29 protein-coding genes are annotated in these 22,921 nt (G+C 62.8%); 11 read left to right on the top strand and 18 right to left on the bottom strand.

All coding sequences use genetic code 11. The features are described 5' to 3' along the window. Nucleotides 1-96: 96 nt before the first annotated feature. Nucleotides 97-1,095, top strand: a complete 999-nt coding sequence (locus NKJ64_RS10210) for a nicotinate-nucleotide--dimethylbenzimidazole phosphoribosyltransferase (RefSeq protein WP_023736601.1) — start codon at nucleotides 97-99, stop codon at nucleotides 1,093-1,095. Nucleotides 1,096-1,104: 9 nt separating this feature from the next. Here NKJ64_RS10210 and NKJ64_RS10205 read toward each other — a convergent pair whose 3' ends face one another. Next, a complete protein-coding gene (locus NKJ64_RS10205; protein WP_023690732.1) occupies nucleotides 1,105-2,628 on the bottom strand; it encodes a sensor histidine kinase in 1,524 nt (507 codons plus the stop codon). A 75-nt stretch (nucleotides 2,629-2,703) separates the two neighbouring features. Here NKJ64_RS10205 and NKJ64_RS10200 point away from each other — a divergent pair, with 75 nt between their 5' ends. The 4 genes from NKJ64_RS10200 to NKJ64_RS10185 all read left to right on the top strand — a co-directional run bounded on the left by NKJ64_RS10200 (nucleotide 2,704) and on the right by NKJ64_RS10185 (nucleotide 5,230). Continuing rightward, on the top strand, nucleotides 2,704-3,327 hold the full coding sequence (locus NKJ64_RS10200) for a thermonuclease family protein (RefSeq protein ID WP_023726596.1): 624 nt from the start codon (nucleotides 2,704-2,706) through the stop codon (nucleotides 3,325-3,327). A gap of 39 nt (nucleotides 3,328-3,366) precedes the next feature. After that, nucleotides 3,367-3,978, top strand: coding sequence for a glutathione S-transferase (locus NKJ64_RS10195; RefSeq protein WP_023669015.1), 612 nt, complete (start codon nucleotides 3,367-3,369; stop codon nucleotides 3,976-3,978). After that, the gene (locus tag NKJ64_RS10190; protein ID WP_023669014.1) at nucleotides 3,978-4,595 is read left to right on the top strand and encodes a uracil-DNA glycosylase family protein; all 618 of its coding nucleotides are present in this window, start codon (nucleotides 3,978-3,980) and stop codon (nucleotides 4,593-4,595) included. Before NKJ64_RS10195 ends, NKJ64_RS10190 begins: the two co-directional genes overlap by 1 nt. 143 nt (nucleotides 4,596-4,738) lie before the next feature. Then, nucleotides 4,739-5,230, top strand: a complete 492-nt coding sequence (locus NKJ64_RS10185) for an Lrp/AsnC family transcriptional regulator (RefSeq protein ID WP_023669013.1) — start codon at nucleotides 4,739-4,741, stop codon at nucleotides 5,228-5,230. A 48-nt stretch (nucleotides 5,231-5,278) separates the two neighbouring features. On the opposite strand, the gene NKJ64_RS10180 is transcribed toward NKJ64_RS10185, so the two are convergent. The 9 genes from NKJ64_RS10180 to NKJ64_RS10140 all read right to left on the bottom strand — a co-directional run bounded on the left by NKJ64_RS10180 (nucleotide 5,279) and on the right by NKJ64_RS10140 (nucleotide 12,419). Then, nucleotides 5,279-5,848 carry a DUF3299 domain-containing protein gene (locus NKJ64_RS10180; RefSeq protein WP_352462466.1) on the bottom strand — a complete coding sequence of 190 codons (570 nt, stop codon included), beginning with the start codon at nucleotides 5,846-5,848 and terminating at the stop codon, nucleotides 5,279-5,281. Nucleotides 5,849-5,950: 102 nt separating this feature from the next. After that, complete coding sequence (locus tag NKJ64_RS10175; protein WP_023682487.1) at nucleotides 5,951-6,655, bottom strand: DNA alkylation repair protein; 705 nt, start codon at nucleotides 6,653-6,655, stop codon at nucleotides 5,951-5,953. A gap of 9 nt (nucleotides 6,656-6,664) precedes the next feature. After that, on the bottom strand, nucleotides 6,665-7,534 hold the full coding sequence (locus NKJ64_RS10170; RefSeq protein ID WP_023682488.1) for an NAD(P)-dependent oxidoreductase: 870 nt from the start codon (nucleotides 7,532-7,534) through the stop codon (nucleotides 6,665-6,667). A 103-nt stretch (nucleotides 7,535-7,637) separates the two neighbouring features. Continuing rightward, nucleotides 7,638-8,468 carry an ABC transporter permease gene (locus tag NKJ64_RS10165; RefSeq protein WP_352462464.1) on the bottom strand — a complete coding sequence of 277 codons (831 nt, stop codon included), beginning with the start codon at nucleotides 8,466-8,468 and terminating at the stop codon, nucleotides 7,638-7,640. Further along, nucleotides 8,465-9,181, bottom strand: a complete 717-nt coding sequence (locus NKJ64_RS10160; RefSeq protein WP_023669007.1) for an ABC transporter permease — start codon at nucleotides 9,179-9,181, stop codon at nucleotides 8,465-8,467. Before NKJ64_RS10160 ends, NKJ64_RS10165 begins: the two co-directional genes overlap by 4 nt. Before the next feature lie 74 nt (nucleotides 9,182-9,255). Next, entirely contained in the window at nucleotides 9,256-10,041 is a 786-nt protein-coding gene (locus tag NKJ64_RS10155) for an ABC transporter substrate-binding protein (protein ID WP_023688509.1), read from the bottom strand. A gap of 317 nt (nucleotides 10,042-10,358) precedes the next feature. Further along, on the bottom strand, nucleotides 10,359-10,862 hold the full coding sequence (mobB, locus tag NKJ64_RS10150) for a molybdopterin-guanine dinucleotide biosynthesis protein B (RefSeq protein WP_023690740.1): 504 nt from the start codon (nucleotides 10,860-10,862) through the stop codon (nucleotides 10,359-10,361). Beyond that, nucleotides 10,859-11,491 carry a molybdenum cofactor guanylyltransferase MobA gene (mobA, locus tag NKJ64_RS10145; protein ID WP_023682493.1) on the bottom strand — a complete coding sequence of 211 codons (633 nt, stop codon included), beginning with the start codon at nucleotides 11,489-11,491 and terminating at the stop codon, nucleotides 10,859-10,861. Before mobA ends, mobB begins: the two co-directional genes overlap by 4 nt. 7 nt (nucleotides 11,492-11,498) lie before the next feature. Next, complete coding sequence (locus NKJ64_RS10140; protein ID WP_352462463.1) at nucleotides 11,499-12,419, bottom strand: DMT family transporter; 921 nt, start codon at nucleotides 12,417-12,419, stop codon at nucleotides 11,499-11,501. Between NKJ64_RS10140 and NKJ64_RS10135 the strand changes: the two genes are divergently transcribed. Then, on the top strand, nucleotides 12,370-12,501 hold the full coding sequence (locus tag NKJ64_RS10135) for a hypothetical protein (protein ID WP_280800279.1): 132 nt from the start codon (nucleotides 12,370-12,372) through the stop codon (nucleotides 12,499-12,501). The genes NKJ64_RS10140 and NKJ64_RS10135 overlap by 50 nt on opposite strands. 144 nt (nucleotides 12,502-12,645) lie before the next feature. On the opposite strand, the gene NKJ64_RS10130 is transcribed toward NKJ64_RS10135, so the two are convergent. From NKJ64_RS10130 to moaA, 3 genes are all read right to left on the bottom strand, one after another. Further along, a complete protein-coding gene (locus NKJ64_RS10130) occupies nucleotides 12,646-13,002 on the bottom strand; it encodes a hypothetical protein (protein WP_023805152.1) in 357 nt (118 codons plus the stop codon). Between the two features lie 176 nt (nucleotides 13,003-13,178). After that, on the bottom strand, nucleotides 13,179-13,595 hold the full coding sequence (locus NKJ64_RS10125) for a hypothetical protein (protein ID WP_352462462.1): 417 nt from the start codon (nucleotides 13,593-13,595) through the stop codon (nucleotides 13,179-13,181). A gap of 149 nt (nucleotides 13,596-13,744) precedes the next feature. Next, on the bottom strand, nucleotides 13,745-14,740 hold the full coding sequence (moaA, locus tag NKJ64_RS10120) for a GTP 3',8-cyclase MoaA (protein WP_031193366.1): 996 nt from the start codon (nucleotides 14,738-14,740) through the stop codon (nucleotides 13,745-13,747). Between the two features lie 198 nt (nucleotides 14,741-14,938). On the opposite strand from moaA, the gene NKJ64_RS10115 reads away from it, so the two are divergent. Further along, nucleotides 14,939-15,292, top strand: coding sequence for a gamma-butyrobetaine hydroxylase family protein (locus tag NKJ64_RS10115; protein ID WP_023668999.1), 354 nt, complete (start codon nucleotides 14,939-14,941; stop codon nucleotides 15,290-15,292). Between the two features lie 64 nt (nucleotides 15,293-15,356). Then, complete coding sequence (locus NKJ64_RS10110; RefSeq protein WP_023682499.1) at nucleotides 15,357-15,968, top strand: pyridoxamine 5'-phosphate oxidase family protein; 612 nt, start codon at nucleotides 15,357-15,359, stop codon at nucleotides 15,966-15,968. 26 nt (nucleotides 15,969-15,994) lie between these two features. On the opposite strand, the gene NKJ64_RS10105 is transcribed toward NKJ64_RS10110, so the two are convergent. Then, nucleotides 15,995-16,447, bottom strand: a complete 453-nt coding sequence (locus tag NKJ64_RS10105) for a MarR family winged helix-turn-helix transcriptional regulator (RefSeq protein ID WP_023668997.1) — start codon at nucleotides 16,445-16,447, stop codon at nucleotides 15,995-15,997. Nucleotides 16,448-16,495: 48 nt separating this feature from the next. Between NKJ64_RS10105 and NKJ64_RS10100 the strand changes: the two genes are divergently transcribed. Next, nucleotides 16,496-17,404 (top strand): alpha/beta hydrolase, encoded by a 909-nt coding sequence (locus tag NKJ64_RS10100; RefSeq protein ID WP_023710493.1) that lies wholly within the window; start codon nucleotides 16,496-16,498, stop codon nucleotides 17,402-17,404. A gap of 45 nt (nucleotides 17,405-17,449) precedes the next feature. Here the strand turns inward: NKJ64_RS10100 and NKJ64_RS10095 are convergent, their stop codons facing one another. Both NKJ64_RS10095 and NKJ64_RS10090 read right to left on the bottom strand, forming a co-directional pair. Next, nucleotides 17,450-17,848, bottom strand: coding sequence for a rhodanese-like domain-containing protein (locus NKJ64_RS10095; RefSeq protein WP_023688500.1), 399 nt, complete (start codon nucleotides 17,846-17,848; stop codon nucleotides 17,450-17,452). A gap of 62 nt (nucleotides 17,849-17,910) precedes the next feature. Beyond that, complete coding sequence (locus tag NKJ64_RS10090) at nucleotides 17,911-18,519, bottom strand: TetR/AcrR family transcriptional regulator (protein WP_023755273.1); 609 nt, start codon at nucleotides 18,517-18,519, stop codon at nucleotides 17,911-17,913. Between the two features lie 100 nt (nucleotides 18,520-18,619). On the opposite strand from NKJ64_RS10090, the gene NKJ64_RS10085 reads away from it, so the two are divergent. After that, the gene (locus tag NKJ64_RS10085) at nucleotides 18,620-19,366 is read left to right on the top strand and encodes a 3-oxoacyl-ACP reductase family protein (RefSeq protein ID WP_023688499.1); all 747 of its coding nucleotides are present in this window, start codon (nucleotides 18,620-18,622) and stop codon (nucleotides 19,364-19,366) included. A gap of 212 nt (nucleotides 19,367-19,578) precedes the next feature. Beyond that, nucleotides 19,579-21,459 carry a L,D-transpeptidase family protein gene (locus NKJ64_RS10080; RefSeq protein ID WP_023755272.1) on the top strand — a complete coding sequence of 627 codons (1,881 nt, stop codon included), beginning with the start codon at nucleotides 19,579-19,581 and terminating at the stop codon, nucleotides 21,457-21,459. Nucleotides 21,460-21,556: 97 nt separating this feature from the next. Here the strand turns inward: NKJ64_RS10080 and NKJ64_RS10075 are convergent, their stop codons facing one another. Further along, entirely contained in the window at nucleotides 21,557-22,027 is a 471-nt protein-coding gene (locus NKJ64_RS10075) for a hypothetical protein (RefSeq protein ID WP_023668992.1), read from the bottom strand. Between the two features lie 91 nt (nucleotides 22,028-22,118). Next, complete coding sequence (locus tag NKJ64_RS10070; protein ID WP_352462460.1) at nucleotides 22,119-22,859, bottom strand: lysozyme inhibitor LprI family protein; 741 nt, start codon at nucleotides 22,857-22,859, stop codon at nucleotides 22,119-22,121. Nucleotides 22,860-22,921: the final 62 nt, after the last annotated feature.

Raw genomic sequence — 22,921 nt, 5'->3', positions numbered from 1 at the left:
CGGGCAACCGCTTTCGCGCCAATGTCGAGGGGAGTTGTGCCGGCCGGGCAAGGCGGTTATGCCGCTGATCAACCACAGGGAATGATCAGGACCGACATGACCAGCGCGCTGCCCTTCGACGACTTTCGCAATCTGCTGGCGAGCCTGCCGCCTGCCGATACAGTCGCGGAAAACAGGGTGCGCACCCTGTTTTCCAAGGCCGACAAGCCGAAAGCCTCGCTTGGACGTATCGAGGACATCGCCGCCTGGCTTGCTGTCTGGAGCGGGCGCGCCCCGCCGGCGGTGAACCGGCCCCTAGTGGCGATCTTCGCCGGTAACCATGGCGTGACCCGCCACGGCATCTCGCCGCGCCCTGTCGCTGCGACCGCAAACGCCGTTGAGCTGTGCGCCGCCGGCGGTGCGGCAATCAACCAGATTTGCGTCGCCAACAATCTTGGCCTCAAGGTGTTCGATCTGGCGCTGCACATTGCGACCGCCGACATCACCGAGGACGCCGCCCTCGACGAACGCGGCTGCGCCGCCACCATGGCCTTCGGCATGGAAGCCATTGCCGGTGGCTCCGATCTGATTTGCCTCGGCGATCTCGGCGTCGGCAACTCCACCGTTGCGGCGGCTTTGTGCGCCGCCCTGTTCGGTGGCAGCGGCGCCGACTGGGTCGGCCCCGGCTCCGGTGCCGACGCGGCCATGCAGGCGCGCAAGGCTGATGTAGTCGATGCAGCCGTCGCCTTCCATGGTGCGGCTCTGAAGGACCCGTTGGAAGCACTGCGCCGGGTCGGTGGCCGCGAGTTTGCGGCCATTGCCGGCGCCATCCTCGCCGCCCGGATGCAAAAAATCCCGGTGCTGCTCGACGGCTTCGCCGCGACCGCTGCCGCTGCCGTGCTGCATGCCGCCAACCCGGGTGCGCTCGACCATTGCCTGCTGGCCAGCCAGTCGCCCGAACCCGGCCAAAGGCTTGCCGCCGAGCGGCTCGGCCTCAGGCCGCTGTTCGATCTCGGCATCAGCCACGGCGAAGGGGTAGGGGCCGCCCTTGCCGCCGGTCTGGTCAAGGCGGCGGCGCTTACCAGTTCGGGCATGGCGGCGGCGGTCAAAGCCTAGAACAAGCTGTCAACGTCGGCGGGCCGCCGCCACGGTCTTGGTTGGCAGCGCCGGCAGTTCCTCCATCACTCGGGCGAGCGGGAAGATGGCGATTGCCTCGGTGCCTTCGCGCAATTTCGACTGAAGTTCGAATTCGCCGCCATGCATGGCGAGCAGGCCCTGCACAATCGGCAGTCCGAGCCCGGTGCCCTGTTCGGCGCTCTTGATGGCGATCGAGCCCTGGCCGAAGGCGGACAGCACGATCGGGATTTCGTCTTCCGGTATGCCCGGCCCATTGTCCTTGACCGAAATGTACTGGCCGCCGCCCGCCGTCCAGCCGACGCGCACGCGAATTTCGCCGCCGGTGGCGGTGAATTTGATGGCGTTGGACAGGAGGTTGAGCGTGATCTGCCGCACCGCGCGCTCGTCGGCGAACAGCCGCGGCAGGGCACTTTCGAAATCCTGGACGATGCGGATGTCCTTGTTGCGCGCCTTCAATTCCATCATGTGGCAGCAATCTTCGGCGATGTTGAGCAGCATCACCGGCTCTTCGTTGAGCTGATAGCGGCCGGCCTCGATGCGCGACAGATCAAGGATTTCATTGATCAGGTCGAGCAGATGCTGGCCGGAATCGTGCACGTCGCGGGCGTAGTCGCGATAGGTGGGGTTGCTCATCGGCCCGAGCACCTCATTGGCCATCACCTCGGAAAACCCGAGAATGGCGTTGAGGGGTGTCCTCAGCTCATGGCTCATAGAAGCAAGGAAGCGCGACTTCGCCAGATTGGCGTCTTCGGCCCGCCGACGAGCTTCGTCCGACATTGATTTCGCTGTCTCCACCTCGGCGAGCAGCGCGTCCTTTTCGGAGCGGAAGGACAGAAGTATCAGCGACGAGCGGTTGAGATGGCGCGCGATATAGGCAAAGAACGGCAATGCCGCGACCAGCAGGGCGACCATGATCGTCCCGACCGGCACCCAAAATTTCGTTTCAGCATAGGCATAGACCGCCACCGGAACGACGAAGGTGGCAAGCAGAGAGCCGCGCAAGGACGACGCCATGATAGCGGTCGCCGCCATGGCCAGCAGCAGCACCACCGCCTTGGCGGCCTGGAACTGGTCGATCTGGCAGGTGGCGCAGCCGAGCCATGCGAACCACGCCCAGCCGAGGCCGCACAGCGAATGTCCGATCAGGAAATCCCTGCGGGTGTGAACAGGATTGAGCTCGGCGGCTTCGGTGCGCTCGACGCGGCGCGCCATGAAGGCGACGATCGAATAGCAGATCAGGGTGAACAGCGCCCAGACGCTGATCTGTTTGTCCACACCGGCCAGCAGCCCGGCCGCCGCGACCGCCAACACCAGCAGTGGGATGACGGCTGCGCCGCGCACCATGGTCCCGGCATGCAGCTTCAGCAGTTCACGGTCGAAGTCGAGATTGCCAACCTGCTGCGAAAGACGGTCGCGCGTCTTGCGCACCGCGCGCGCCACATCGCTGTTGCGGTGCGGTTTCCGGCGGTCCACAATGAATTTATCCGCTGTGTTCGAGCGTAGCAGAGGCATGGAAACTTCGATTTATGCGCGCAGCGATCTCAATTCGTTAAGCTACGTTCGAATGATTAAGAGACTGTTTGCCATATGAGCCGTTCGTGGTCGCCAAGGCCGCGCCGGCGATACTATCCGCCGCCGCCGCGAAGCCTGTGGCGCAAGCTGCTGGATTACGCGCTGACGGTCATTCTGCTCGGCCTGCTGATCCTGCTCGCCGCACGCCTCGACCGTTTCGAGACGCGCAAGGCGGAAGGGGTGGCGATCGTCAACGATGGCGATTCACTCACTCTTGGCACCGAACGTATCCGCATGCGCGGCATCGACGCTCCGGAATACCAGCAGATCTGCCGTAGGGATGGCGCAGACTACGCCTGCGGCAGGCTGGCGCGCCAGGCGCTGGTGCGGCTGATATCAGGAAATCCGGTGACCTGCAGCGGCTGGCAGCGCGACCGCTACGGCCGCCTGCTCGGCGATTGCAAGGCCGGCGGCAAGGATCTCAACCGGGCCCAGGTTGAGGCCGGCTGGGCCATTGCCTATGGCGATTTCGACACCGAGCAGGCCATTGCCCGCGCCGGCAAGGTTGGCATCTGGGCCGGCACGTTCGATGAGCCGCAAGACTGGCGCGAAAGCCACCACGGCGGCCCGCTCGAAAGAAAGCACGGCACCCTGGCTTCGGTCGGTGACGCCTTGCGAGAGATGTTTCGCTTCTGGTGACGAGCACTATAGTTGAAGGACCAGATCGGGAGGATAAGCATGAAACTGTTCGACGGCGGCCGCGCCCCCAATCCGCGGCGCGTGCGGGTTTTCCTCGCCGAAAAGGGCATCGCAGTGCCGCTGGTGCCGGTCGACATGGGTGCGATGGGGCACAAGCAGGAGCCGGTCAGGTCGCGCAACCCGCTGCAGCGGCTGCCGGTGCTCGAGCTCGACGGCGGTACCATCCTCACCGAATCCGTCGCCATCTGCCGCTATTTCGAGGAACTGCATCCCGAACCGGCGCTGTTCGGGCAAGGCGCGCTCGGCAGGGCCAAGGTCGAGATGTGGCAAAGGCGCATGGAGTTCAATCTGCTCAGCTGCGTCGCCCAGGCTTTTCGCCACATCCATCCGGCGATGAAGGAATGGGAAATTCCGCAGATCCCCCAATGGGGCGAGGCCAACAAGGCGAAAGCGGTCGAATTCCTGAAACTGCTCGACCCCGAACTGGCAAACCGCGAATTCGCCGCCGGCGACGCCTATTCGATCGCCGATATCACCGGCATGATCGCCATGGATTTCATGAAACCGGCGCGCATCAAAGTGCCGGACGAGTGCACCAACGTGCTGCGCTGGTACAGCGCCGTCTCGAGCCGTCCGAGCGCTTCCGCCTGATGGAGGCGGAACTCGAACGCTTGACGGCAAAGGTCCGCGCCTGCCGCATCTGCGTCGACACTCCGGTCGGCAGGCCACTGCCGCACGAGCCGCGCCCGGTGCTGCTGCCATCATCCAGTGCCCGCATCCTGCTCGCCGGCCAGGCGCCAGGCACAAAGGTGCATTTGTCGGGCATGCCGTTCACCGACGCGTCCGGCGACCGCTTGCGAAGCTGGCTGGGCGTGACAAGCGAGGAATTCTACGACACGGATAAATTCGCCATCGTGCCAATGGGGTTCTGCTTCCCCGGCCAGGACGCCAAGGGCGGCGACCTGCCGCCGCGCCGAGAATGCGCGCTGGCCTGGCGCGCGCCGCTGATGGCGCTGATGCCGCAGATCGACCTCGTTTTGACAATCGGCTCCTACGCGCAATCCTGGCATATGGGCGCCACGCGCCGGCCGTCGCTGACCGAAACCGTGAAGGACTGGCGCACCATCTGGGATGCGCCGGCCAGCCTGAAAGTGCTGCCGCTGCCACACCCGTCATGGCGCAACTCAGGATGGCGGAAGCAGAATCCATGGTTTGAAATGGATTTGCTGCCGTTTCTGAGATCGGAAATCCGCTATCGCATAGATTAGACTTTAAGCAAGATATCACTCGCTTTTGTGCCATCCGGCAGAATTTCTTTCTTGTGAAAGGTCGAAATAAGAGGGAGTATAGCCAATCTATTCCCAAAGCGCGTCGCGCCCGAGGGAACGCGGCCTGCACCAGGAGCACCTCAATGGATCGCCTCGACAGAAAAATTCTCCGCCTCCTGCAGGAGGACGCGACGCTCGCGGTTGCCGATGTCGCCAAGAAAGTCGGCCTGTCGACGACGCCGTGCTGGCGCCGCATCCAGAAGCTGGAGGAAGAGGGAGTCATCAAGCGGCGCGTCGCCATTCTCGACCACGAAAAGGTCAATGTGCGCGTCACCGTCTTCGTGTCGATCCGCACCAATTCGCACAGCCATGAATGGCTGCGGCGTTTCTCGGAAGTCATCCAGGAATTTCCCGAGGTGGTCGAATTCTACCGCATGAGCGGCGACGTCGATTATCTCTTGCGCGTCGTGGTGCCCGATATCGCCGCCTATGACGCCTTCTACAAGCGGCTGATCGCCAAGATCGAGATCCGCGACGTGTCGTCGTCCTTCGCCATGGAGCAGATCAAGTACACGACCGAAATGCCGCTCGACTACATGCTGCTGGACAAGGAATCCGGCGCCAACGCGGCCTGAGCGCGGTTGTCCGTGACTGGGCGGTGACGCTGCACAAGCCGGCGGCGCTTAGTTTTTCTTTTTGTTGAGGAAACTCCAGGGCGAGTTGACCGGCAGCGTGATCGTGTCCGGCACCGTGTCGACTGCCACCACATCGGCTTTGCGTACGGTGTAGCCGGACTGGATGATGCTGACGCCGTCGAGAATGAACAACTGGCTCTTCTCCAAGCCGGGCCGCAAGGCGCCGGTCACGGCAACCGACTCATAGGCCTGCGACATCTTGTAGGGACGGGCCGGCGTCACCAGCACGATCTGGTTGGGCGGCGGCGTCGGCATGTGGCTGCAAGCGCCTGTCCACGGCACCAGCAGGAACTGGTAGACGAGGTCGCCATCGCGGTCGACCGGCAATGCATAGCCGGCTAATTGTACCATCTTGTCCTGCAGGTTGAGCGACAATGTCTCGCCACGATCGGGCAGTTTTGCCGCAATCATCGGCAGGCCGGCATCTTCGGCCACCGCCTGCGTCGCAGGGCGGAGATCCTTCCAAAAGATATGCGCGGTTTGCGCTGAGGCGTCGAAGGTACCGGCTGTCAACAACGCGGCTGCAAGCGCGAGGGTCGATTGGAGATGTTTGGTCATAGGCCAAGTAAAGACGTCCTGGCCAATTGCGTCAACGCTTGAGCCGCATCATATGTCTGGGAGAGCCGGCGGCCAGGTTGCGTCGGCAAACGGGTTGCCAGGTCAGCCTTTTCTGGCGGCGATCCGCTCGATGATCTTGGCATTGGTGAGTTCCCGTACGGCGTCCTTGCCAATCCAGCGAGCCGTCTTGTCGGTCGACTGGGCCAGCCGTTCGGCCACGGCAAGGGCAGCACCGTGCATCTCCAACGATCGCTTGCCGATCGAACGAAGCGCCCAGTTTGCCGCCTTCTTCACGAAATTGCGGCTGTCGGCGGCATGCCCTTCGATGATCGGCAGGAAGCCGAGGAAAGTCGCCACCGGCTCCTGCTTCCGGTGCACGACGGACCACGCCATCATGGCAAAGGCCGTGCGTCGAACGAACTCGCGCTCGTCCGCCGCGAACTCTTCGATCAGCTCCTTCCAGGCGTCCGTGTCGACGAAGAGATCGGAGACGCCGTCGACGATATCCCAGGAATCGAAGGACGCGGCCCATTGTCGTGCATCCGCGGCTGAGAAGCGCTTCGGGTCGGCCGTGACGGAAGCGATGAACTGCGCCTCCATGATGCCGGTCTGCCAAAGCTCGAAAGCACGCTCGTGGTTGCGCTTGATCTTTTTGGCGATCTGCCGCTGCATGCCATGCGAGATGCCGAGCGCGCGCTCGATCTTGATGCCGTAGCGCAGCATACCGCGGCGATTGTCCTCCGAGCCGATCGAGCGCAAATGGGCGACGATCTCATCGGCGCTCGATTGGGGCGAAAGCTCGGCCATTGCGAACGCCTATTTTTCCAGGCGCGCCAGCAGGGACGAGGTGTCCCAGCGCTTGCCGCCCATCGCCTGCACATCCTTGTAGAACTGGTCGACAAGGGCGGTCACCGGCAGTCTCGCGCCATTGCGGTCGGCTTCATCGAGGCAGATGCCGAGATCCTTGCGCATCCAGTCGACGGCAAAGCCGAAATCATATTTACCGGCATTCATCGTCTTGTGGCGGTTCTCCATCTGCCAGGACCCGGCAGCGCCCTTGGAAATCACCTCGATGACCTTCTCGATGTCGAGCCCGGCCTTTTTGCCGAAATGGATGCCTTCGGCCAGTCCCTGAACCAGCCCGGCAATGGTAATCTGATTGATCATTTTCGTGAGCTGGCCGGCGCCCGACGGACCCATCAGCCCGACCATGCGGGCGAAGGCGTCGATGACCGGCCTGGCCTTGTCGAAGGCAGCCTGCTCGCCGCCGACCATCACCGTCAGCACGCCGTTCTCGGCGCCCGCCTGGCCGCCGGAAACCGGGGCGTCGAGGAAGGAAAAACCGGCCTTTTCGGCGGCGTCGGCCAGTTCGCGCGCCACTTCGGCCGAAGCCGTGGTGTTGTCGATGAAGACGGAGCCTTTTTTCATCGCGGCGAAGGCGCCATGGGCCCCGGTCGTCACCGAGCGCAGATCGTCGTCATTGCCGACGCAGGAGAAGACGAAGTCCTGGCCCTCTGCGGCCTCCGCCGGCGTCGCGGCAGACTTGCCGCCATGCTGGGCAACCCATTGCTCGGCTTTCGCCGCGGTGCGGTTGTAGACGGTGACGTCGTGGCCGCCTTTGTTCCTGAGGTGCCCGGCCATGGGATAGCCCATCACGCCAAGACCGAGAAATGCCACAGATGCCATGAGTTTGCCCTTCAGACGGAACGGAATTGTCTTGGAAAGCTCTAGGCTCTACGCGCCATTCGTCAAGACGCGCATGAGCCGATCGACTGGTACAGCCGACCGCTCAGCGGATCAGATGAATGGTGATCCGTCGCTCGATCCATTCGACGCCGTGGCGCAGGATCTCGACCATCACCAGATAGACGATGGCGACCCAGACATAGGCCTGGAAGTCGAAGGACTTGGCGTAGGCCAGCTTCGCGTTGCCCATCAAATCATAGACGGTGATGATGGCAACGATGGCGGAAGCCTTGATCATCAAGACGAGTTCATTGCCGTAGGGCCGGAGCGCGACGATAAAGGCCTGCGGCAGGACGACCTTGCGCAGCGTCTGCAATTTGTGCAGGCCGAGCGAAGCAGCGCCCTCCCATTGGCCCCTCGGAACACTTTCTATGGCGCCGCGCAGGATTTCGGCCTGGTAGGCGGCGGTGTTGAGCGCGAAGGCGAACACACCGCAATTGAAGGCGTCGCGGAAGAACCACCACAGTCCGACGGATTCGAGCTGCACCCGGAATGAGCCCAGGCCGTAATAGACGAGATAGACCTGGACGAGCAGTGGCGTGCCGCGGAAGAAATAGACGTAGCAATAGGCCAGGACAGACAAATAGCGGTTCGTTGACATGCGGGCATAGGTGACGGGCAGCGAAAAGAGCGCGCCGAGCACCATCGAGATGGCCACCAACGCAAGCGTGGTTCCCAAGCCCTGCAGATAGGCAGGCGCGTATCTGGCGAAGAACTCGCCATTCCAGGCGTAAACCAGATAGACGGCGATGCCGATGCCGAACAGGACCCAGAAGCCGACCAGTGCATAGCCGACGACACGGGCCCGCGGCCAGCCCCGCGCCCGTGGTGGTGGCTTCTCGATGTCGACGGCGGCGCGCGTCACGACGCTCATCGTGCCTCCCTCCGCCCGAGCGAACGCAGGATGAAGCCGGTGGCGATCGACGACAGGATGGCAAGGATGAGAAACACCATCGCCGCGACACTGTAGAACAGGAAGGAATGTTTGGTGACACGGGCCGCCACGCCGGCGTTGCGCAAGGTTTCAGCCAGGTTGACGACCGACACCAGGGCCGTGTCCTTGAGCAGGCTCAGCCAGCAATTCTCAAGGCCGGGGAAGGCGATGCGCAGCAGCTGCGGCAGGATCACCTTGCGCATCGTCTGCCATTTCGACAGCCCGATCGCATAGCCGCCCTCGTACTGGCCCTTCGGAATGGCGCGAAAGGCCGACAGGAAGACTTCGCTGGAATACGACGAAAAGATCAGCGACAGCACGATCATGCCGGCGAGGAAGCTGTCGACATCGACCGTCGCTTCCGGCCTGAACAGACGGATGACATACTGCAAGAGGATCGGCATGCCGAAGAAGAACAGGAAAAGCGTCACCAGTTCCGGCAGTCCGCGAAACACCGTGGTGTAGATGTTGGCAGCCACGCGAAGCGACGGCTCTTCGGATTGTTTTGCCCAGGCGACGAAAAAGCCGATCGTCAGGCCGATCGGCAGTGTCGCCAGCGCGAGCGCAATGGTGACCAGTGCGCCATAGGCAATATCGTCAATCCAGCCATCGGGTCCCCAAGTGAGAAGTATCCATATGTTCTGGCTTGGCATTGACGGGTCTTGTCTCCACTTCTGTCAGGCCAAGGCGGCAGCAGGAAACTTCCCCTGCCGCCTTGTTCAGACGATCAGGACTCGGCGCCGAAGACGTCGAACTTGAAGTACTTGTCGTTGATTTCCTTGTACTTTCCGTTGGCGCGGATTGCGTCGATGGCGCTGTTCAACTTGTTGACCAGATCCGTCTCGCCCTTGCGCACGGCGATGCCGGCGCCCGGTCCAAAGATATCGACCGGCTGCGGCGAAGGCTGGCCGAGAATCTTGCAGCAGGCGCCATCAGGCGAATCCAGGAACTGCTGCAACACGACGATATCGTCCTCGATCGCGTCGAGACGGCCATTGGCGAGATCGGCCTGCTCTTCGGGGCTGCTCGGATAGCCCTTGACCGTGCTGTCCGTATAGGTTTTCGAGGCGTAATTGAAATGCGTCGTCGTGGTTGCGACGCCGATGGTCTTGCCGGCCAGGTCTTCCTTGGTCACGCCCTTGAGGGTCGAATCCTTGGGTACCGCGATCGCCGACGGCGTGTTGTAGTATTTGTGGGTGAAGTCGACCTTCTCGGCGCGCTCCGGCGTGATCGACATCGAGGCGACGATGGCGTCGAACTTGCCGGCCTGCAGGGCGGGAATGATGCCGTCCCAATCCTGGGCGACGAAGGTGCACTTGACCTTCATCTCGTCGCAGAGCGCCTTGGCGATGTCGATGTCGAAGCCGACGAGCTGGCCGTCGGAGGTCAGGTTGTTGAATGGGGGGTAGGCGCCTTCGGTGCCGATTCTCAGGGTCGTTTCCTGAGCCTGGGCGACGCCGAGCGTCAGCAGCGCAGCCGATGCGGCGAGCGCGATACGCAGTGCAATACGCATGATAGTCCTCTCTTTATGGCTCCCGGCCGTCGTTCCGGAACGGCTCTGTGGGGCGGTGCTTTTGACCGCCCGCTGGCGCGATACTCCCACTGTTTTCGGGAGAAAAGCAACTGTAAAACCGTTGCTTGCGGGATTTGCGGGTCCAGCCAATGCCGACGCCGGGTTAATGCATGTCGCCCAAAAGTGCGCAGCGGTTTTGGGACGACGACATGCATAAATAAAACAACCTGAAGCGCGTCGCATGGCCGTTCAGGCGCGACGCGCTTAGACAATGCAACGGCTGAAGAGGGCGGCTGAACCGGGCGAGGGCAGGGACCTCAAGGTTTGAGGCCGGTCATGCGCTCGATGAAGTCGGCTATCCCTCCCGTGTCGTCGAGATCGAACACAGGCAGGCTTTCGCCGGTAACCGCGAAGTCGGCGGCAATCGCCACGATATGTCCGTCGTTCGCCGACAGCGGCGAGCGGTCCTTGGCCTCCCGCCGCCGGGTCTCGATCTTTTTGTGCGCCTCGCGCTTGTAGCCTTCGACCAGCACGATGTCGCACGGGGCCAACCGCGACAGGACCGTCTCCAGCGTCGGCTCGTCCTCACCGCGCAATTCATGCATCAGCGCCCAGCGTTTGCCCGACACCACCGCGACTTCGGTGGCGCCCGCCTGGCGGTGACGAAAGCTGTCGGCGCCAGGCTTGTCGATGTCGAACTCATGATGGGCGTGTTTGACCGTCGACACTGTCCAGCCGCGCCGGACGAGCTCTGTGACCAGCTTCTCGGTCAGTGTGGTCTTGCCGGAATTCTTCCAGCCGGTGATGCCGAAGATGTTCATGGGCCGATGCTCTGCAACAGACGCTCGGCCACCGCAAGGTCGTGCGGTGTGTTGATGTTGAAGAACGGGTCGATCTCGTCACTGCCGTGGGTCAGCAACGGAAATTCCACTTCGACACAGTCGTGCCGCTCGATGAAGGCGGAGACGCGCCTGTTGTCCTCGTCGATCAGGAAATGACGCAAGGCCTCACGCAGCCCGAGCGGCCACAGCGCGAAGGTCGGATGCTGCCGGCCGGCGGAACTGGCAACAGCGATGGAGCCTGGTCGCTCGTCAACAGCCGCAGCCAGCCTCTCGACCAGGTCCACCGGCAGGAACGGCGTGTCGCCGGCGGCCGTCGCCAATGCCTTGAAAGCGGTATTCGCTGCCGCCCATTCGAGGCCGGTGAGGATTCCGGCAAGCGGTCCGGCATAGCCTTCCACCGCATCGGCGAGAACCGGAAGACCGGCCGCCTCGAAGCGCGCCGGGTCACCATTGGCGCTGAGCGCCAGCGATCCGACCTGCGGCGCCAGGCGGGCAACGACATGGTCGAGAAGCGGACGCCCGCCAAGCGCCAGCAAAGTCTTGTCGCCGCCGCCCATGCGCCGTGACAGGCCTCCGGCCAGGATAATTCCTGCAATGTCTTGGCTCATGGCCAAGCTATATGCCGTCCGGCGCCATGTCGGGTCCAGCGCTTTCGGCTGCGGGTTTTTGCCGGCCGGCGACCCGCTCGCGATAGAGCGCGTAGAGGCCGGAGCCGATGATGATGGCGGAGCCGAAGATCATCGGCAGGTCGGGGACATCGCCGAAGATGATGACGCCAAGCAGCATCGACCAAAAGAGGGCCGTGTAGCGGAATGGCGCAATGAAGGAGATGTCGCCAGCCCGCATTGCCATGATGATGAACTGGTAGCCGATCAGCACCAGCACCGCCGCCAATGCCAAAAGTGCCGTGCCTTTGCCGGACATCGGCGTCCAGCCGCCCATCGGCGACAGCAGCACGGCGCCAACGATGGTCATGGCGATTGCCGTTGCCGTCGACACCAGCAAGGTCGGGATAGCCCTCGGGATGCGCTTGGTGGCGAGGTCACGTACTGCGCAACAGGCGACGCTGACGAGTGCGTACAGCGAATAGACGCTGAAGCCTTCGAAGCCTGGCCGCACGATGATCAGCACGCCGCCGAAGCCGACGGCGATCGCCAGCCAGCGCCGCCAGCCGACCGCTTCGCTGAATACGAGTGCCGCCCCCATCGTCACCGCCAGCGGCAGCGCCTGCAGCACCGCGGAGACATTGGCGATCGGCAGATGCGCTAATGCCACAAGGAAGGCGACGGTGGCGCCGGCCTCGGCGACCACGCGAAGCGCCACCAGCGGCTGCAGCATCGACCTCGGTCGCGCGAGCGCGCCTTGCTGCCAGGCGAGCAGGCCGACGAGCAGCGACGCAAAGGCGCCGCGCACCAGCATCACCTGCGCCATGTTCATCGATTCCGACGAGAACTTGGTGATGGCGTCGTTGAGGGTGAAGCCGATCATGGCCACCATCATGCACAGCGCGCCGCGAATGTTTGGGGAAAGAGGCAAGGGCGTTACCGGTTTTGCAAGAGCAATTCCAGAAAAGTGTGAAACGGTTTTCCGTCCGGAATTGCGTGAAAACAAAGAATAAAACGGTTCGACGTTTCGGCGAAACGGTGAACCGCCCAAGCCTGTAGCAGCCGGCGGCAAGACAGCAACGTCAAAGAAATAGGCCACGGATTTTCACCCGTGACCCATAGAAATCCCTGAGAGGGCTGGCCGATGACCGGCAGGCTCATTTCGGCGTCAGCACCTCGGTGCCGCTGCCGTTCTTACCGGCGATGGTCCACAGGCCGTGCAGCGAACCGTCATCTTCTACCTTGTAGACGACGAGACCGATTTCCTTGCCCATGACATAGCCGGCGGAGAAGGCATCGTCGTTGCGCATGCAGATGCCGTCCGACGATGATCCGCCCGTCTCCCAATGGATGGTGCAGGTGGTCTCGCTGGTCAGCGTGATGGTGGCTTGGCCGCCATATTTCGAGCCGTCGAAATTGGTGCCCGCGACGGTGTAGCTGCCACCGATGGACTGTGCTGCTGCCGGCGCGGCGGCAAACCCAAGCAGTGCAAGAGAAAGTAAGAATGTGCGCATGTCGTATTCCCCCAAACCGAGCGACGAGCCGCTATGTCCAAGAATCTAGGCTCGAACGCGCTTGCGGTAAATCCGCCAGCTATATGCGCATGAGACTTTTTCTGGTGTGTGTCCGAAAAGCTCACGGTCCTTTGAGGCTGCCGGCGATGGCGCCGACCAGCGGATCGTATTTCGCTTTAACGGTCGGCGGATAGTCGATCCGCACGGTGCGGATGACGCCGTCCTTGCCGAACAGGCGCCGTTCGTAAAAAGATCTTGCCATCCTTCAGTCCCGACAGCACCGCCCAGTTCTTGCCGGTCTTGCTGTAGCTGATCTGGTAGCCCGCTTCCTTGATTGCCTTCTCCTCGGCGACGAAGCTCTTTGGGGTGTCGTCACTGACGTTGAAAATACCGGAGCAGATCAGGCTGGCGCCGTCGGCGCTGAGCCATTGCTGTCCGTCGCCATTGTACGGCTCGGGCTGGCGATCGGTGAAGATGTCGTCGGGAAAGGTGCAGACCGTGCCGAAGCGCGCATTGGTGTAGGTGAACGGCGCTGCATTGGCGCTGCCTGCCGCTATCAGTGCAACTGCCAATCCAATGGAAAGACGCTTCATTCGATGTCTCCAATGAACTAGAGCAATTCCAGGAAAAGTGTGATCGGTTTTCCGTCCGGAATTGCGCAAAAAACAAAGACATAGAGCGGTTCGCCGTGAAACGGTGAACTGCTCTATGGAGACACTCCTTGCACCAAATCTCGGAAAAATCAGCCGCCGGTGACGCTCATATGCCTGGATACCGAGGGGCGGCTGGTGCGGCGGTCGATGATGAAATCATGGCCCTTCGGCTTGCGGCCGATCGCTTCGTCGATGGCAGCAGCGACCAGCTCGTTGCCTTCGGAGGCACGCAACGGCGCGCGCAGGTCGGCGGCATCCTCCTGACCCAGGCACATATAGAGCGTGCCGGTGCAGGTCAGCCGCACGCGGTTGCAGCTTTCGCAGAAATTATGCGTCATCGGCGTGATGAAGCCCAGCCTGCCGCCGGTCTCTGCGACATGGACGTAGCGGGCCGGACCGCCGGTCTTGTAGGGGATGTCGCTCAGCGTGAACTGGCGCTCAAGCGAAGCGCGCAGCAGCGACAGCGGCAGATACTGATCGGTGCGGTCGGCGTCGATCTCGCCCATCGGCATGGTTTCGATGACGGTCAAGTCCATGCCGCGGCCATGCGCCCAGCGCATCATCTCCGGCAGCTCGACGTCGTTGAAATCCTTCAGCGCAACGGCGTTGAGCTTCACCTTCAGCCCCGCCGCCTGCGCGGCATCGATGCCTTGCATGACCTTGCCGAGATGGCCCCAGCGGGTGATGGCGTGGAACTTGTCGGCATCGAGAGTGTCGAGCGAGACATTGATGCGCTCGACACCGCAATCGGCAAGCTCGGCGGCAAAGCGCGACAGCTGCGAGCCATTGGTGGTCAGCGTCAACTCTTCCAGCGCGCCGCTCTTCAAGTGCCGCGACAGCTGGCGCACCAGATGCATGATGTTCTTGCGCACCAGCGGCTCGCCGCCGGTGAGGCGCAGTTTGCGCACGCCCTTTTCGATGAAGACGGTGCAGAGCCGGTCGAGTTCCTCGAGCGACAGCAGGTCCTTCTTGGGCAGGAACGCCATGTCCTCGGCCATGCAATAGGTGCAGCGGAAATCGCAGCGGTCGGTGACCGACACGCGCAAGTAGCTGATCGTGCGACCGAAGGGATCGATCATGTCCATGCGTTCAAGCGTTTCCAATGCTGCGAGTGGCGCCGTTATATACGGCTATGTGATACGATCCAACCCGCCATTCAAGATAGCCGCTCTCGATCTTTGGTGACATTCCCTGGCCGACATCCGGTGTCGGCCGGGTCCAAATGGCCTTTTCCGCTCGCGCGAAGCAGCGTAGGGAAGGGCGGATTGACGGGATGCAGAACAATGACGGCGCCGAAGGAACTCAGGGTCTCGAAGGACAGAAAACTGCTGTCCGTCACCTTTCCCGATCATCGGCCGTTCGAACTGCCGGCCGAACTGCTGCGCGTCGCTTCACCCTCGGCCGAGGTGCAGGGCCATTCGCCGGACCAGCGGGTGACGGTTCCCGGCAAGCGTAACGTTGCTATCCTGAAGATCGAGCCGGTCGGCAACTACGCCGTGCGCATCACCTTCGACGATTTTCACGACACCGGCATCTTCACCTGGAATTACCTGCACACGCTTGGCCACGAAAAGGACGCGCGCTGGAATGCCTATCTCGCCGAGCTCCAGGAGAAGGGACTGAGCCGCGACCGCTAGTTCGGCACTGTCGGCAAAACGTCATGACTGGGGGTAACGCTGGCAACGGTTCGGAGACGGGAAGATGTCTGACATCACCACGGTCGAACAGCTCGAAGCCCTCTACGGCCTGCCCGGCGAAGCGTCGACGGTCAAGGAACTCGACCACGTCATTCCCGAATATGCCGCCTTCATCGAAGCCTCGCCTTTTGTCGCTTTGGCGACGAGCGGGCCGGAAGGGCTGGACTGCTCGCCGCGCGGCGATCTCGCCGGCTTTGTGCGCATGCATGACCCGAGAACGCTGATGATGCCGGACCGACGCGGCAACAACCGCGCCGATTCGCTTAAGAACATCATCCGCGATCCGCGCGTCGGACTGCTGTTTCTTGTGCCGGGTTCGGGCACGACGCTGCGCGTCAACGGCCGCGCCCGCATCACCACCGACGCCGCGCTTTGCGCCTCCTTCGCCGTCGAAGGCAAGCCGGCGCGCTCGGTCACCGTGGTCGATGTCGATTCGGTCTATTTCCAGTGCGCCCGCGCGATCGTCCGTTCGGAGCTGTGGAATCCGGCAAAGCACGTCGACCCGAAATCGCTGCCGACACCCGGAACAATCCTGGAAGTCACCAGCCGCAAGAATATCGATGCCGGTACTTACGACAAGGAATGGCCGGAGCGGGCGAAGAAGACGATGTGGTGAGGTGGGAGGCGCGTGGATCGAACGGCTCAGGTATCCTTCAGCACGTCATAGATCTTGCGCATCTGTTCGCCGATCATGTCGCACTGTTCCGCTGTCGACTGGCTCATCGCCTTTTCGATCAGCGCCATATGCACCTTCAGCGCTTTCATCAGGAGCTCCGTGCCGGCCTCGGTAAGCGTCAGCCGCAGCACGCGCTTGTCCTTCTCATCGCCTTCGCGGCGCAACAGGCCGCGCGCCTCGAGCTGCGGCAACAGCATGGTGATGTTGGAGCGGCCGACCAGCAGTTTGCGGGCGAGATCGTGCTGCGACATGCCGGGATGGCGATAGAGGTTCATCAGCACGTCGAGCTGCGCCGGCTTGAGGTCCAGCGGCGCCAGCTTTACCGCCAGCGCACGCTCCAGCACATGGCAGGCGCGCGCCACCGCGACCCAGTTGCGAAAGCGCGGGTTGTCCCAGGGCAGCTCTTGTTTAATGTTCATGTTTGAACTATTATGTTCATGCTTGAACGGAATGGATGGATCGCCACTATGGCATCATTTGGACTGAAGGTCATCCGGGGCGTGTTCGGCGCGGCCGAGCTTGTGGCGCCGCGTCTGAGCGGGCGCGCGGCCTTCGAACTGTTCTGCCGCACGCCGAGCGTGAAGGCGCTCAGCGACGGCGAGCGGCGTGCGGTCGACCGCGCCGCCGGCTTCATGGCCGAGGCGCGCCATCATCGGCTGACGACCAAGGCCGGCTGCGTCATGGTGCACGAATTCCGGCCCGAGCCGGGCAGGGCGTCCGCCGGCACGGTGCTGGTGGTCCATGGCTGGCGTTCGCGCACGGAATATATGCGGGCGCTGATCGAAGGCTTTCGCGATGCGGGCTACCGGGTCGCCTCGCTCGACCTGCCGGGCCATGGCCAGTCGCTGGGCCGTCATCTCAATATGGTCAATGCGGTCGAGGCGGTCAGGGTCGCCGGCGAATGGTTCGGTCCGTTCAAGGCGATCGTCGGCCATTCCTTCGGTGGCGCCGTCGCCGCCAATGCCATTGCCGGTTCGATCAAGGGTATCCAGCCCGTCGCGGCCGAGCGGCTGGTGCTGGTCGCCGCGCCAAGTTCCCTGCCGGCGATCTTCGCCGACTTCAGCCGCATGCTCAATGTCGGTCCGCGTTCGCAGGTTTCCATGGCCGATCAGGTGAAAAGGCTGTCGGGCCGGCCGCTGCATGAATTCACCGGCGACCGCCAGTTGGCTGAGGCGCCGGTGCCGACGCTGGTCATCCACGCGCCGGACGACCGCGAAGTCCCCGCCGATCATGCCACACGTTATGCCGGCGCCGGCAGCCATGTGCGGCTGCACTGGGCCGATGGGCTCGGCCACCGTCGCATTCTCGCCGACAAAGGTGTTGTCGAACGCGCTGTGACTTTTGTCAAAAACGAGCGCGAGCTGATACTGCATTGATTCCAATGGGTGTATTGTCGACTCCGACAACGCCGGAGCGGTGAGCTAACCGTTCTTCTTGCCGCCCGGCTCGACGGGCAATCCGGCCGCCTTCCAGGCGGTATAGCCGCCAAGGATGTGCTTGACCGGCGACAGCCCCATATCCTGCGCCGTCTTGGTGGCCAGCGCCGAGCGCCAGCCGCCGGCGCAAAAGAAGACGAAGCTTTTGCCCGAGGCAAAGAACGGCTTGTGGTAAGGGCTTTCGGGATCGATCCAGAATTCCAGCATGCCGCGAGTGACATGTTTGGCGCCGGGGATCTGGCCGTCCCGCTCGATCTCGCGTGGATCGCGCAGGTCGACGAAGATGGTGTCCTCGTCGTCGAGCAGCCCGGCCGCTTCCTCGGGCGAGACCACCTCGATCTCGGCATTGGCCTCGTCGAGCAACTCGCGATACCCTTTTTTCACGGATGATCCCTCCCGGCGCATTTCGCCGCCGACTGGATTTCCAGCACAAGCTCCGCGCTTTGTCACGCTGTTCCGACCAGCCCCTGCCACGCCGCCATCGCTCCGGCCACTGTGGCCATCAGCGCTTCGCACGAGGCGCCGTCGCGGGCCTGGATCGACATGCCGTGCTGGACCGTCGCATAGAAGGTCGCCGCCGCGTTGCTGTCGAAGCCCGCCGGCAATTCGCCTTCCGCCACACCGCGTTCCAGCCGTCTCAGCAAGAGGGTGTGGTTTTCGGCGCGGCGGCGGCGCAAATCATCGCAGATCGCGCCGCTGCTTGAATCCTGGTGCAGTGCGCCCAGCGCGATGAGACAGCCCTGCGGGCGGTCGTCCTGAGAGTACGCTTTTGCCGTCTGGCGCAGGAAATTCTCGATCGCCTGGCATGCCGTCGGCGCTTCGTCCAGCGCGCTCCAGATCTCGGTGCCTTCGTTGCGGGTGTAATACTCGGTCGCTTCCAGAAACAGCGCCTCCTTGCTGCCGAAGGCGGCATAGAGGCTGGGCGAGCTGATCCCCATCGCCGCGGTCAGGTCGGCGATCGAGGTGCCCTCATAGCCTTTGGCCCAGAACAGCTCCATCGCCTGCCGCAAGGCGGCGGTTCGATCGAAGGTGCGGGGACGGCCTTTTTCCGGCATGACGATCTTTTCTGTGTTGATCGATACATAATTCACTTGACGTCGCCAGGCAAGGTTGCCAGATATTTATGTATCGATCGTTACATAACGGAGAAATGACATGTCAGCGAACGGATTGAACGGCAAGGCAGCACTGGTCACCGGCGGCAGCCGCGGCATAGGTGCTGCGATAGCAAAACGGCTTGCGGCCGATGGCGCCGACGTTGCCATCACCTACGTCAACAGCTCGGCGCCGGCCCAAGCTGTCGTCGCCGAGATTATAGCGGCAGGTGGTCGCGCGATCGCCATCCAAGCCGACAATCGCGACGCCGCCGCCATCGAAGGCTCGGTCACCGAGGCGGTGAATGCCTTCGGCCGGCTCGACATCCTGGTCAACAGCGCCGGCATCTGGCGCGCGGCGCCCATCGAACAGATGTCGCTGGCCGACTTTGACGAGACCATTGAGGTCAATCTGAGAGCGCCGTTCGTGGCCTCGAAGGCGGCAGCGGCTCACATGGGCGAGGGCGGCCGCATCATTTCGATCGGCAGCAATCTGGCCGAGCGCGTCACCGACACCAGCCTCAGCGCCTATTCGACCAGCAAGGCTGCGCTGGTCGGCCTGACCAAGGCGCTGGCGCGAGACCTCGGTCCGCGCGGCATCACCGCCAATGTCGTTCATCCCGGTTCGACCGACACCGACATGAACCCGGCCGAAGGCCCGCATGCCGAACACCAGCGGCGGAAGATGGCGACGCCCCGCTTCGGCAAGGCTGACGAGATCGCCGGCATGGTTGCCTGGCTCGCCGGTCCGGAAGGGCGCTTCGTCACCGGCGCCGCGCTCACCATCGACGGTGGCGCCAACGCCTGAAGCAGCAGCCGCTTTGACCGGTCTGGAGCGGCAACGCCGCTCCAGACGTCACGATGTTGTGAAACCGTTCTGCAACAGGCCTGCGGAAATTTATGGAAGCTTAACGAAATCGGTATGAATCGGTATAGTAGCGCCTTACATCCGCCATGCGGTTGGCAAGATCGTCTAGCGGCGCGGAACGGGAGCCGGCTTGCAGCCGGAGCGGGTGATTAATGAAATTCCTCGGAAATAAAGCCACCGTGATGCCGCTTGCAGTGGCGGCAGCACTGGCCTTCGGTGTGCCGCAGGCAAGCGCGCAAGGCCTGTTCGACATGCTGTTCGGCGGTGGCGTCAAGCACAGGCCGCAAGGCGAATTCCCGCCGCCGCCAAAGCGCAAGCCGAAGCCCGCCGTATCGGGCGGCGGCGGCACCAGGATCAGCAGCCCGTCCTACTACACCTACAAGGCCGACCGGCTGGTGCGCGTCGACTTTGCCGCGTTGGTGGCGGCACCTCCCCAGGTGGCAACAGCTGAAGACGCCGCCTTTGTGCCGTCGGCGACCAGCACTGCCTTCCGCGAAGCCGTTGCAGGCCTTCGTGACTATGAACTCTATGCCGAGCCCGATATCGCCAAGGCACTGATTGCCTATTACTCTGCCAATCCTGATTTCATCTGGGTGAACGAGGGCAATCCCAATGCCCGCGCCCAGGATGCGGTGCGGGTGCTTGGCGAAGCCGCAAGCTATGGTCTCACGTCGGCCGACTACACGGTCGAAGTGCCAGCAGCCAACGCATCGGCAGTCGATGCCAACGCCCATCTGAAGGAACTCGTCCGCTTCGAGATGGCGCTGTCAGCGCGCGTACTGCGCTATGCCCGTGACGCCCAGAGCGGGCGCGTCGATCCCAATCGCATCACCGGCTACTATGAATTTCCGCCGAAGCCGGTCGACATGGAAGGCGCGCTCAAGACGCTGGCCCACACCCAGGAAGTGCGCACCTACCTCGAATCGCGGCACCCGCAGAACGCGGAATATCAGGCGCTGCGCGTCGAACTTGAATCGCTGCAGGCGAGCGCCGAAAACGAAATCGTCGTCGATCCCAAGCTGTTGCTGAAGCCCGGCGAGACCAGCGCCGAACTGCCGAAGCTGCTGACGCTGATCGCGCGCAATCTCGACGACGAGATGGGCGGCGCCTATGGCGAGATCCTGTCTCGTCTCGGCACCAGCGATGTCTATGTTCCCGAACTGGTTCCGATCATCAAGGCCGTGCAGGTGAAGGCCGGCATGAAGGGCGATGGGGTCATCGGCCCGCGCACCGTCGCCTCGCTCGCCGGCGCATCCAAGGCAGACAGGCTGCAGAAGGTGCAGGTCGCGCTGGAAGAATTGCGCTGGCTGCCGTCCGATCTCGGCAGCCCGCGGGTGTTCATCAACCAGCCCGCCTTCACCGCCAGCTATATCGACAATGGCGAGGAGAAGCTGAAGACCCGCGTCGTCATAGGCCGGACCACCAACCAGACCGCCTTCTTCTTCAAGGAGATCAAGCAGGTCGATTTCCATCCCTATTGGGGCGTGCCGCAGTCGATCATCGTCAACGAGATGCTGCCAAGGCTGCGTAGCGATCCGGGCTATCTCGACCGTGCCGGCTACGAGGTGACCGATTCGCGCGGCAGGCGGGTTCCCTCTTCCTCGGTCAATTGGGGCGCCTACGGCGCCAACATTCCCTACAGCGTGCGCCAGCAGCCGAGCGAAGCCAATGCGCTGGGCGAACTGAAGATCCTGTTCCCCAACAAGCACGCCATCTACATGCACGACACGCCGCAAAAATCCTTCTTCCAGCGCGATATGCGGGCGCTCAGCCATGGCTGTATTCGCCTTCAGGATCCACGTGGGATGGCGGCGGCGGTGCTCGGCGTCTCGGTCGACGACATCGCCGAAAAGCTCAAGCACGGCCATGCCAGCGAAGACGTGACACGCACGATTCCCGTCTATGTCTCCTACTTCACTGCCTGGCCGGACCTGTCCGGCAAAGTCGAATATTTCAACGACGTCTACGACCGCGACACGCGGCTGATGCAGGCGCTGGACGCGACCGAAGCGGTGCGTTCGCCGACGAGCTGAACCAGCGGAGTTCCTCGTTCAACGAAACGAGGAACTCACTTTGTCTCTCTGGTTTTATTAGATTTTTGGCCGATAGACGGTCGCCCGTTTCCTGCGATCAGCGCTGGATGAGCGGACGCCGGAAGCCGGCGTCGCGGCCCGCGATCAGCCAATAGACCAGGCCGGCTACGAGGCCGGCGGCGGCGATGATGCCGATATCGGCCCAGCGTCCGGCATCCTCTTCCGCGGCCGGCCAGACCAGGAAGAAGCCGGCTGCAGCGGCAGCGGCGCCAAACAGCATGTGCACCAGGAAATTGCGCAGGGCAAAGAATTCGGCGAGCAGCGCGAAGATCAGCGTCTGCAGGCCGGTCAGCACGATCGTCAGGAAATAGACGACCATGCCGAGCGGCGGCCACAGCAGCACGACAATGGGCGAAAATTGCATGGCGCCGAAATAGTCCGGCGCGTTGGGCAATACGGCGAGTGCGCAATATATCGCCACGACCGCGAACAATCCGATCAGCACCGAAACGAAATAGCCGGCAAGCATCATCAGGATGCGCTTCAAAACATGCTTAACCATGGCCATGCACCCCCGTGCCCTGCAACTGTTACGCGCACTCAGCCATCAAAGGCGGATCGGCGCAAGAGTGCATCCAGCAGTGCTTTGCGGCAAATCTTCAGGCGCCGCCGCATAGATGTTGTGAATCCGGCAAAACCCATGTGCCTTTTATCGTGAGGTCGACGCCGTAATAGACCCGCCCGCGCTCGTCGCCCTGCGGACAATCCCTCGGGATCGATATCAGGCACATGACGACAGGATCGCCGGCTTTCGAACTGGCAAGGCCAGGCTCCCGCTCGTAGGAAACCCCGGCGCCGCCATTGCTGAACCGCGCCAGGCTGCCGGCTTCAGGGCCGGCGGTTTCCAGCGGGTCGTCGCCGAGCCGCGTCGTCAGCGCGGTGATGTGGGTCAAGGCGCATTGGCCGATCGACGAGGGCAGGGGCTGGTCGAGGCTGCCCGGATGGCGGGCCGCGGTGTCGAGCGCCTTCTTGCCGATCAGGGCGATGTTGTAGTCCTGCACCCAGGACGGCGCATTGCCGTAGGTCTGCAGCGCATTGTTCTGGGCGCTGACGATGCAGGCGGCATCCTGCCCACAGGCGTTCCTGTCGGCGATGAGCGCACGGGCGATCTTGCGCTTGTCGCCGCCAAAGGCTGGCTCGAAACCCGTAAAGGCCTCGGCCACCAAGGCATCAATTGCCGACAGTCGCGGGTCGGCACAGATCGCCTTTTCCACCGGCAGGCTGGCTTTGCGGCAGTCGAAGGACGGCCCGTCGGCACGCGCTGGACCAAGGCAGACCGCCCCGCCAGCAAGTGCGACGACAAGCGCAAACGAGTTGGCAATTCGATTGGAAGAAAGCATGGTCGCCCCGTTGTCCGACAACTGCCACCATTCTAGGCAAAAAACGCAGCGGACGGAATTGC

It is taken from the genome of Mesorhizobium sp. M0062 (genome assembly GCF_040323125.1).
Taxonomy (GTDB): Bacteria; Pseudomonadota; Alphaproteobacteria; order Rhizobiales; family Rhizobiaceae; genus Mesorhizobium.
The sequence above is the reverse complement of the archived record's forward strand: the minus strand, read 5'-3'. Positions and strand labels throughout refer to the sequence as shown.

Excerpts from the sequence above, each read along its gene's own strand:
- NKJ64_RS10200 (WP_023726596.1), top strand. The coding sequence starts at position 2,704 with ATGAGCCGTTCGTGGTCGCCAAGGCCGCGCCGGCGATACTATCCGCCG.
- NKJ64_RS10080 (WP_023755272.1), top strand. The coding sequence starts at position 19,579 with ATGAAATTCCTCGGAAATAAAGCCACCGTGATGCCGCTTGCAGTGGCG.
- NKJ64_RS10125 (WP_352462462.1), bottom strand. The coding sequence starts at position 13,595 with ATGAAGCGTCTTTCCATTGGATTGGCAGTTGCACTGATAGCGGCAGGC.
- NKJ64_RS10105 (WP_023668997.1), bottom strand. The coding sequence starts at position 16,447 with ATGAACATTAAACAAGAGCTGCCCTGGGACAACCCGCGCTTTCGCAAC.
- NKJ64_RS10190 (WP_023669014.1), top strand. The coding sequence starts at position 3,978 with ATGGAGGCGGAACTCGAACGCTTGACGGCAAAGGTCCGCGCCTGCCGC.
- NKJ64_RS10185 (WP_023669013.1), top strand. The coding sequence starts at position 4,739 with ATGGATCGCCTCGACAGAAAAATTCTCCGCCTCCTGCAGGAGGACGCG.
- NKJ64_RS10075 (WP_023668992.1), bottom strand. The coding sequence starts at position 22,027 with ATGGCCATGGTTAAGCATGTTTTGAAGCGCATCCTGATGATGCTTGCC.
- NKJ64_RS10170 (WP_023682488.1), bottom strand. The coding sequence starts at position 7,534 with ATGGCATCTGTGGCATTTCTCGGTCTTGGCGTGATGGGCTATCCCATG.
- NKJ64_RS10180 (WP_352462466.1), bottom strand. The coding sequence starts at position 5,848 with ATGACCAAACATCTCCAATCGACCCTCGCGCTTGCAGCCGCGTTGTTG.
- NKJ64_RS10155 (WP_023688509.1), bottom strand. The coding sequence starts at position 10,041 with ATGCGTATTGCACTGCGTATCGCGCTCGCCGCATCGGCTGCGCTGCTG.
- NKJ64_RS10070 (WP_352462460.1), bottom strand. The coding sequence starts at position 22,859 with ATGCTTTCTTCCAATCGAATTGCCAACTCGTTTGCGCTTGTCGTCGCA.
- NKJ64_RS10210 (WP_023736601.1), top strand. The coding sequence starts at position 97 with ATGACCAGCGCGCTGCCCTTCGACGACTTTCGCAATCTGCTGGCGAGC.
- NKJ64_RS10085 (WP_023688499.1), top strand. The coding sequence starts at position 18,620 with ATGTCAGCGAACGGATTGAACGGCAAGGCAGCACTGGTCACCGGCGGC.
- NKJ64_RS10100 (WP_023710493.1), top strand. The coding sequence starts at position 16,496 with ATGGCATCATTTGGACTGAAGGTCATCCGGGGCGTGTTCGGCGCGGCC.
- NKJ64_RS10110 (WP_023682499.1), top strand. The coding sequence starts at position 15,357 with ATGTCTGACATCACCACGGTCGAACAGCTCGAAGCCCTCTACGGCCTG.
- NKJ64_RS10205 (WP_023690732.1), bottom strand. The coding sequence starts at position 2,628 with ATGCCTCTGCTACGCTCGAACACAGCGGATAAATTCATTGTGGACCGC.
- NKJ64_RS10090 (WP_023755273.1), bottom strand. The coding sequence starts at position 18,519 with ATGCCGGAAAAAGGCCGTCCCCGCACCTTCGATCGAACCGCCGCCTTG.
- NKJ64_RS10135 (WP_280800279.1), top strand. The coding sequence starts at position 12,370 with ATGGCCACCATCATGCACAGCGCGCCGCGAATGTTTGGGGAAAGAGGC.
- mobA (WP_023682493.1), bottom strand. The coding sequence starts at position 11,491 with ATGAGCCAAGACATTGCAGGAATTATCCTGGCCGGAGGCCTGTCACGG.
- moaA (WP_031193366.1), bottom strand. The coding sequence starts at position 14,740 with ATGGACATGATCGATCCCTTCGGTCGCACGATCAGCTACTTGCGCGTG.
- mobB (WP_023690740.1), bottom strand. The coding sequence starts at position 10,862 with ATGAACATCTTCGGCATCACCGGCTGGAAGAATTCCGGCAAGACCACA.
- NKJ64_RS10165 (WP_352462464.1), bottom strand. The coding sequence starts at position 8,468 with ATGAGCGTCGTGACGCGCGCCGCCGTCGACATCGAGAAGCCACCACCA.
- NKJ64_RS10160 (WP_023669007.1), bottom strand. The coding sequence starts at position 9,181 with ATGCCAAGCCAGAACATATGGATACTTCTCACTTGGGGACCCGATGGC.
- NKJ64_RS10175 (WP_023682487.1), bottom strand. The coding sequence starts at position 6,655 with ATGGCCGAGCTTTCGCCCCAATCGAGCGCCGATGAGATCGTCGCCCAT.
- NKJ64_RS10115 (WP_023668999.1), top strand. The coding sequence starts at position 14,939 with ATGACGGCGCCGAAGGAACTCAGGGTCTCGAAGGACAGAAAACTGCTG.
- NKJ64_RS10130 (WP_023805152.1), bottom strand. The coding sequence starts at position 13,002 with ATGCGCACATTCTTACTTTCTCTTGCACTGCTTGGGTTTGCCGCCGCG.
- NKJ64_RS10195 (WP_023669015.1), top strand. The coding sequence starts at position 3,367 with ATGAAACTGTTCGACGGCGGCCGCGCCCCCAATCCGCGGCGCGTGCGG.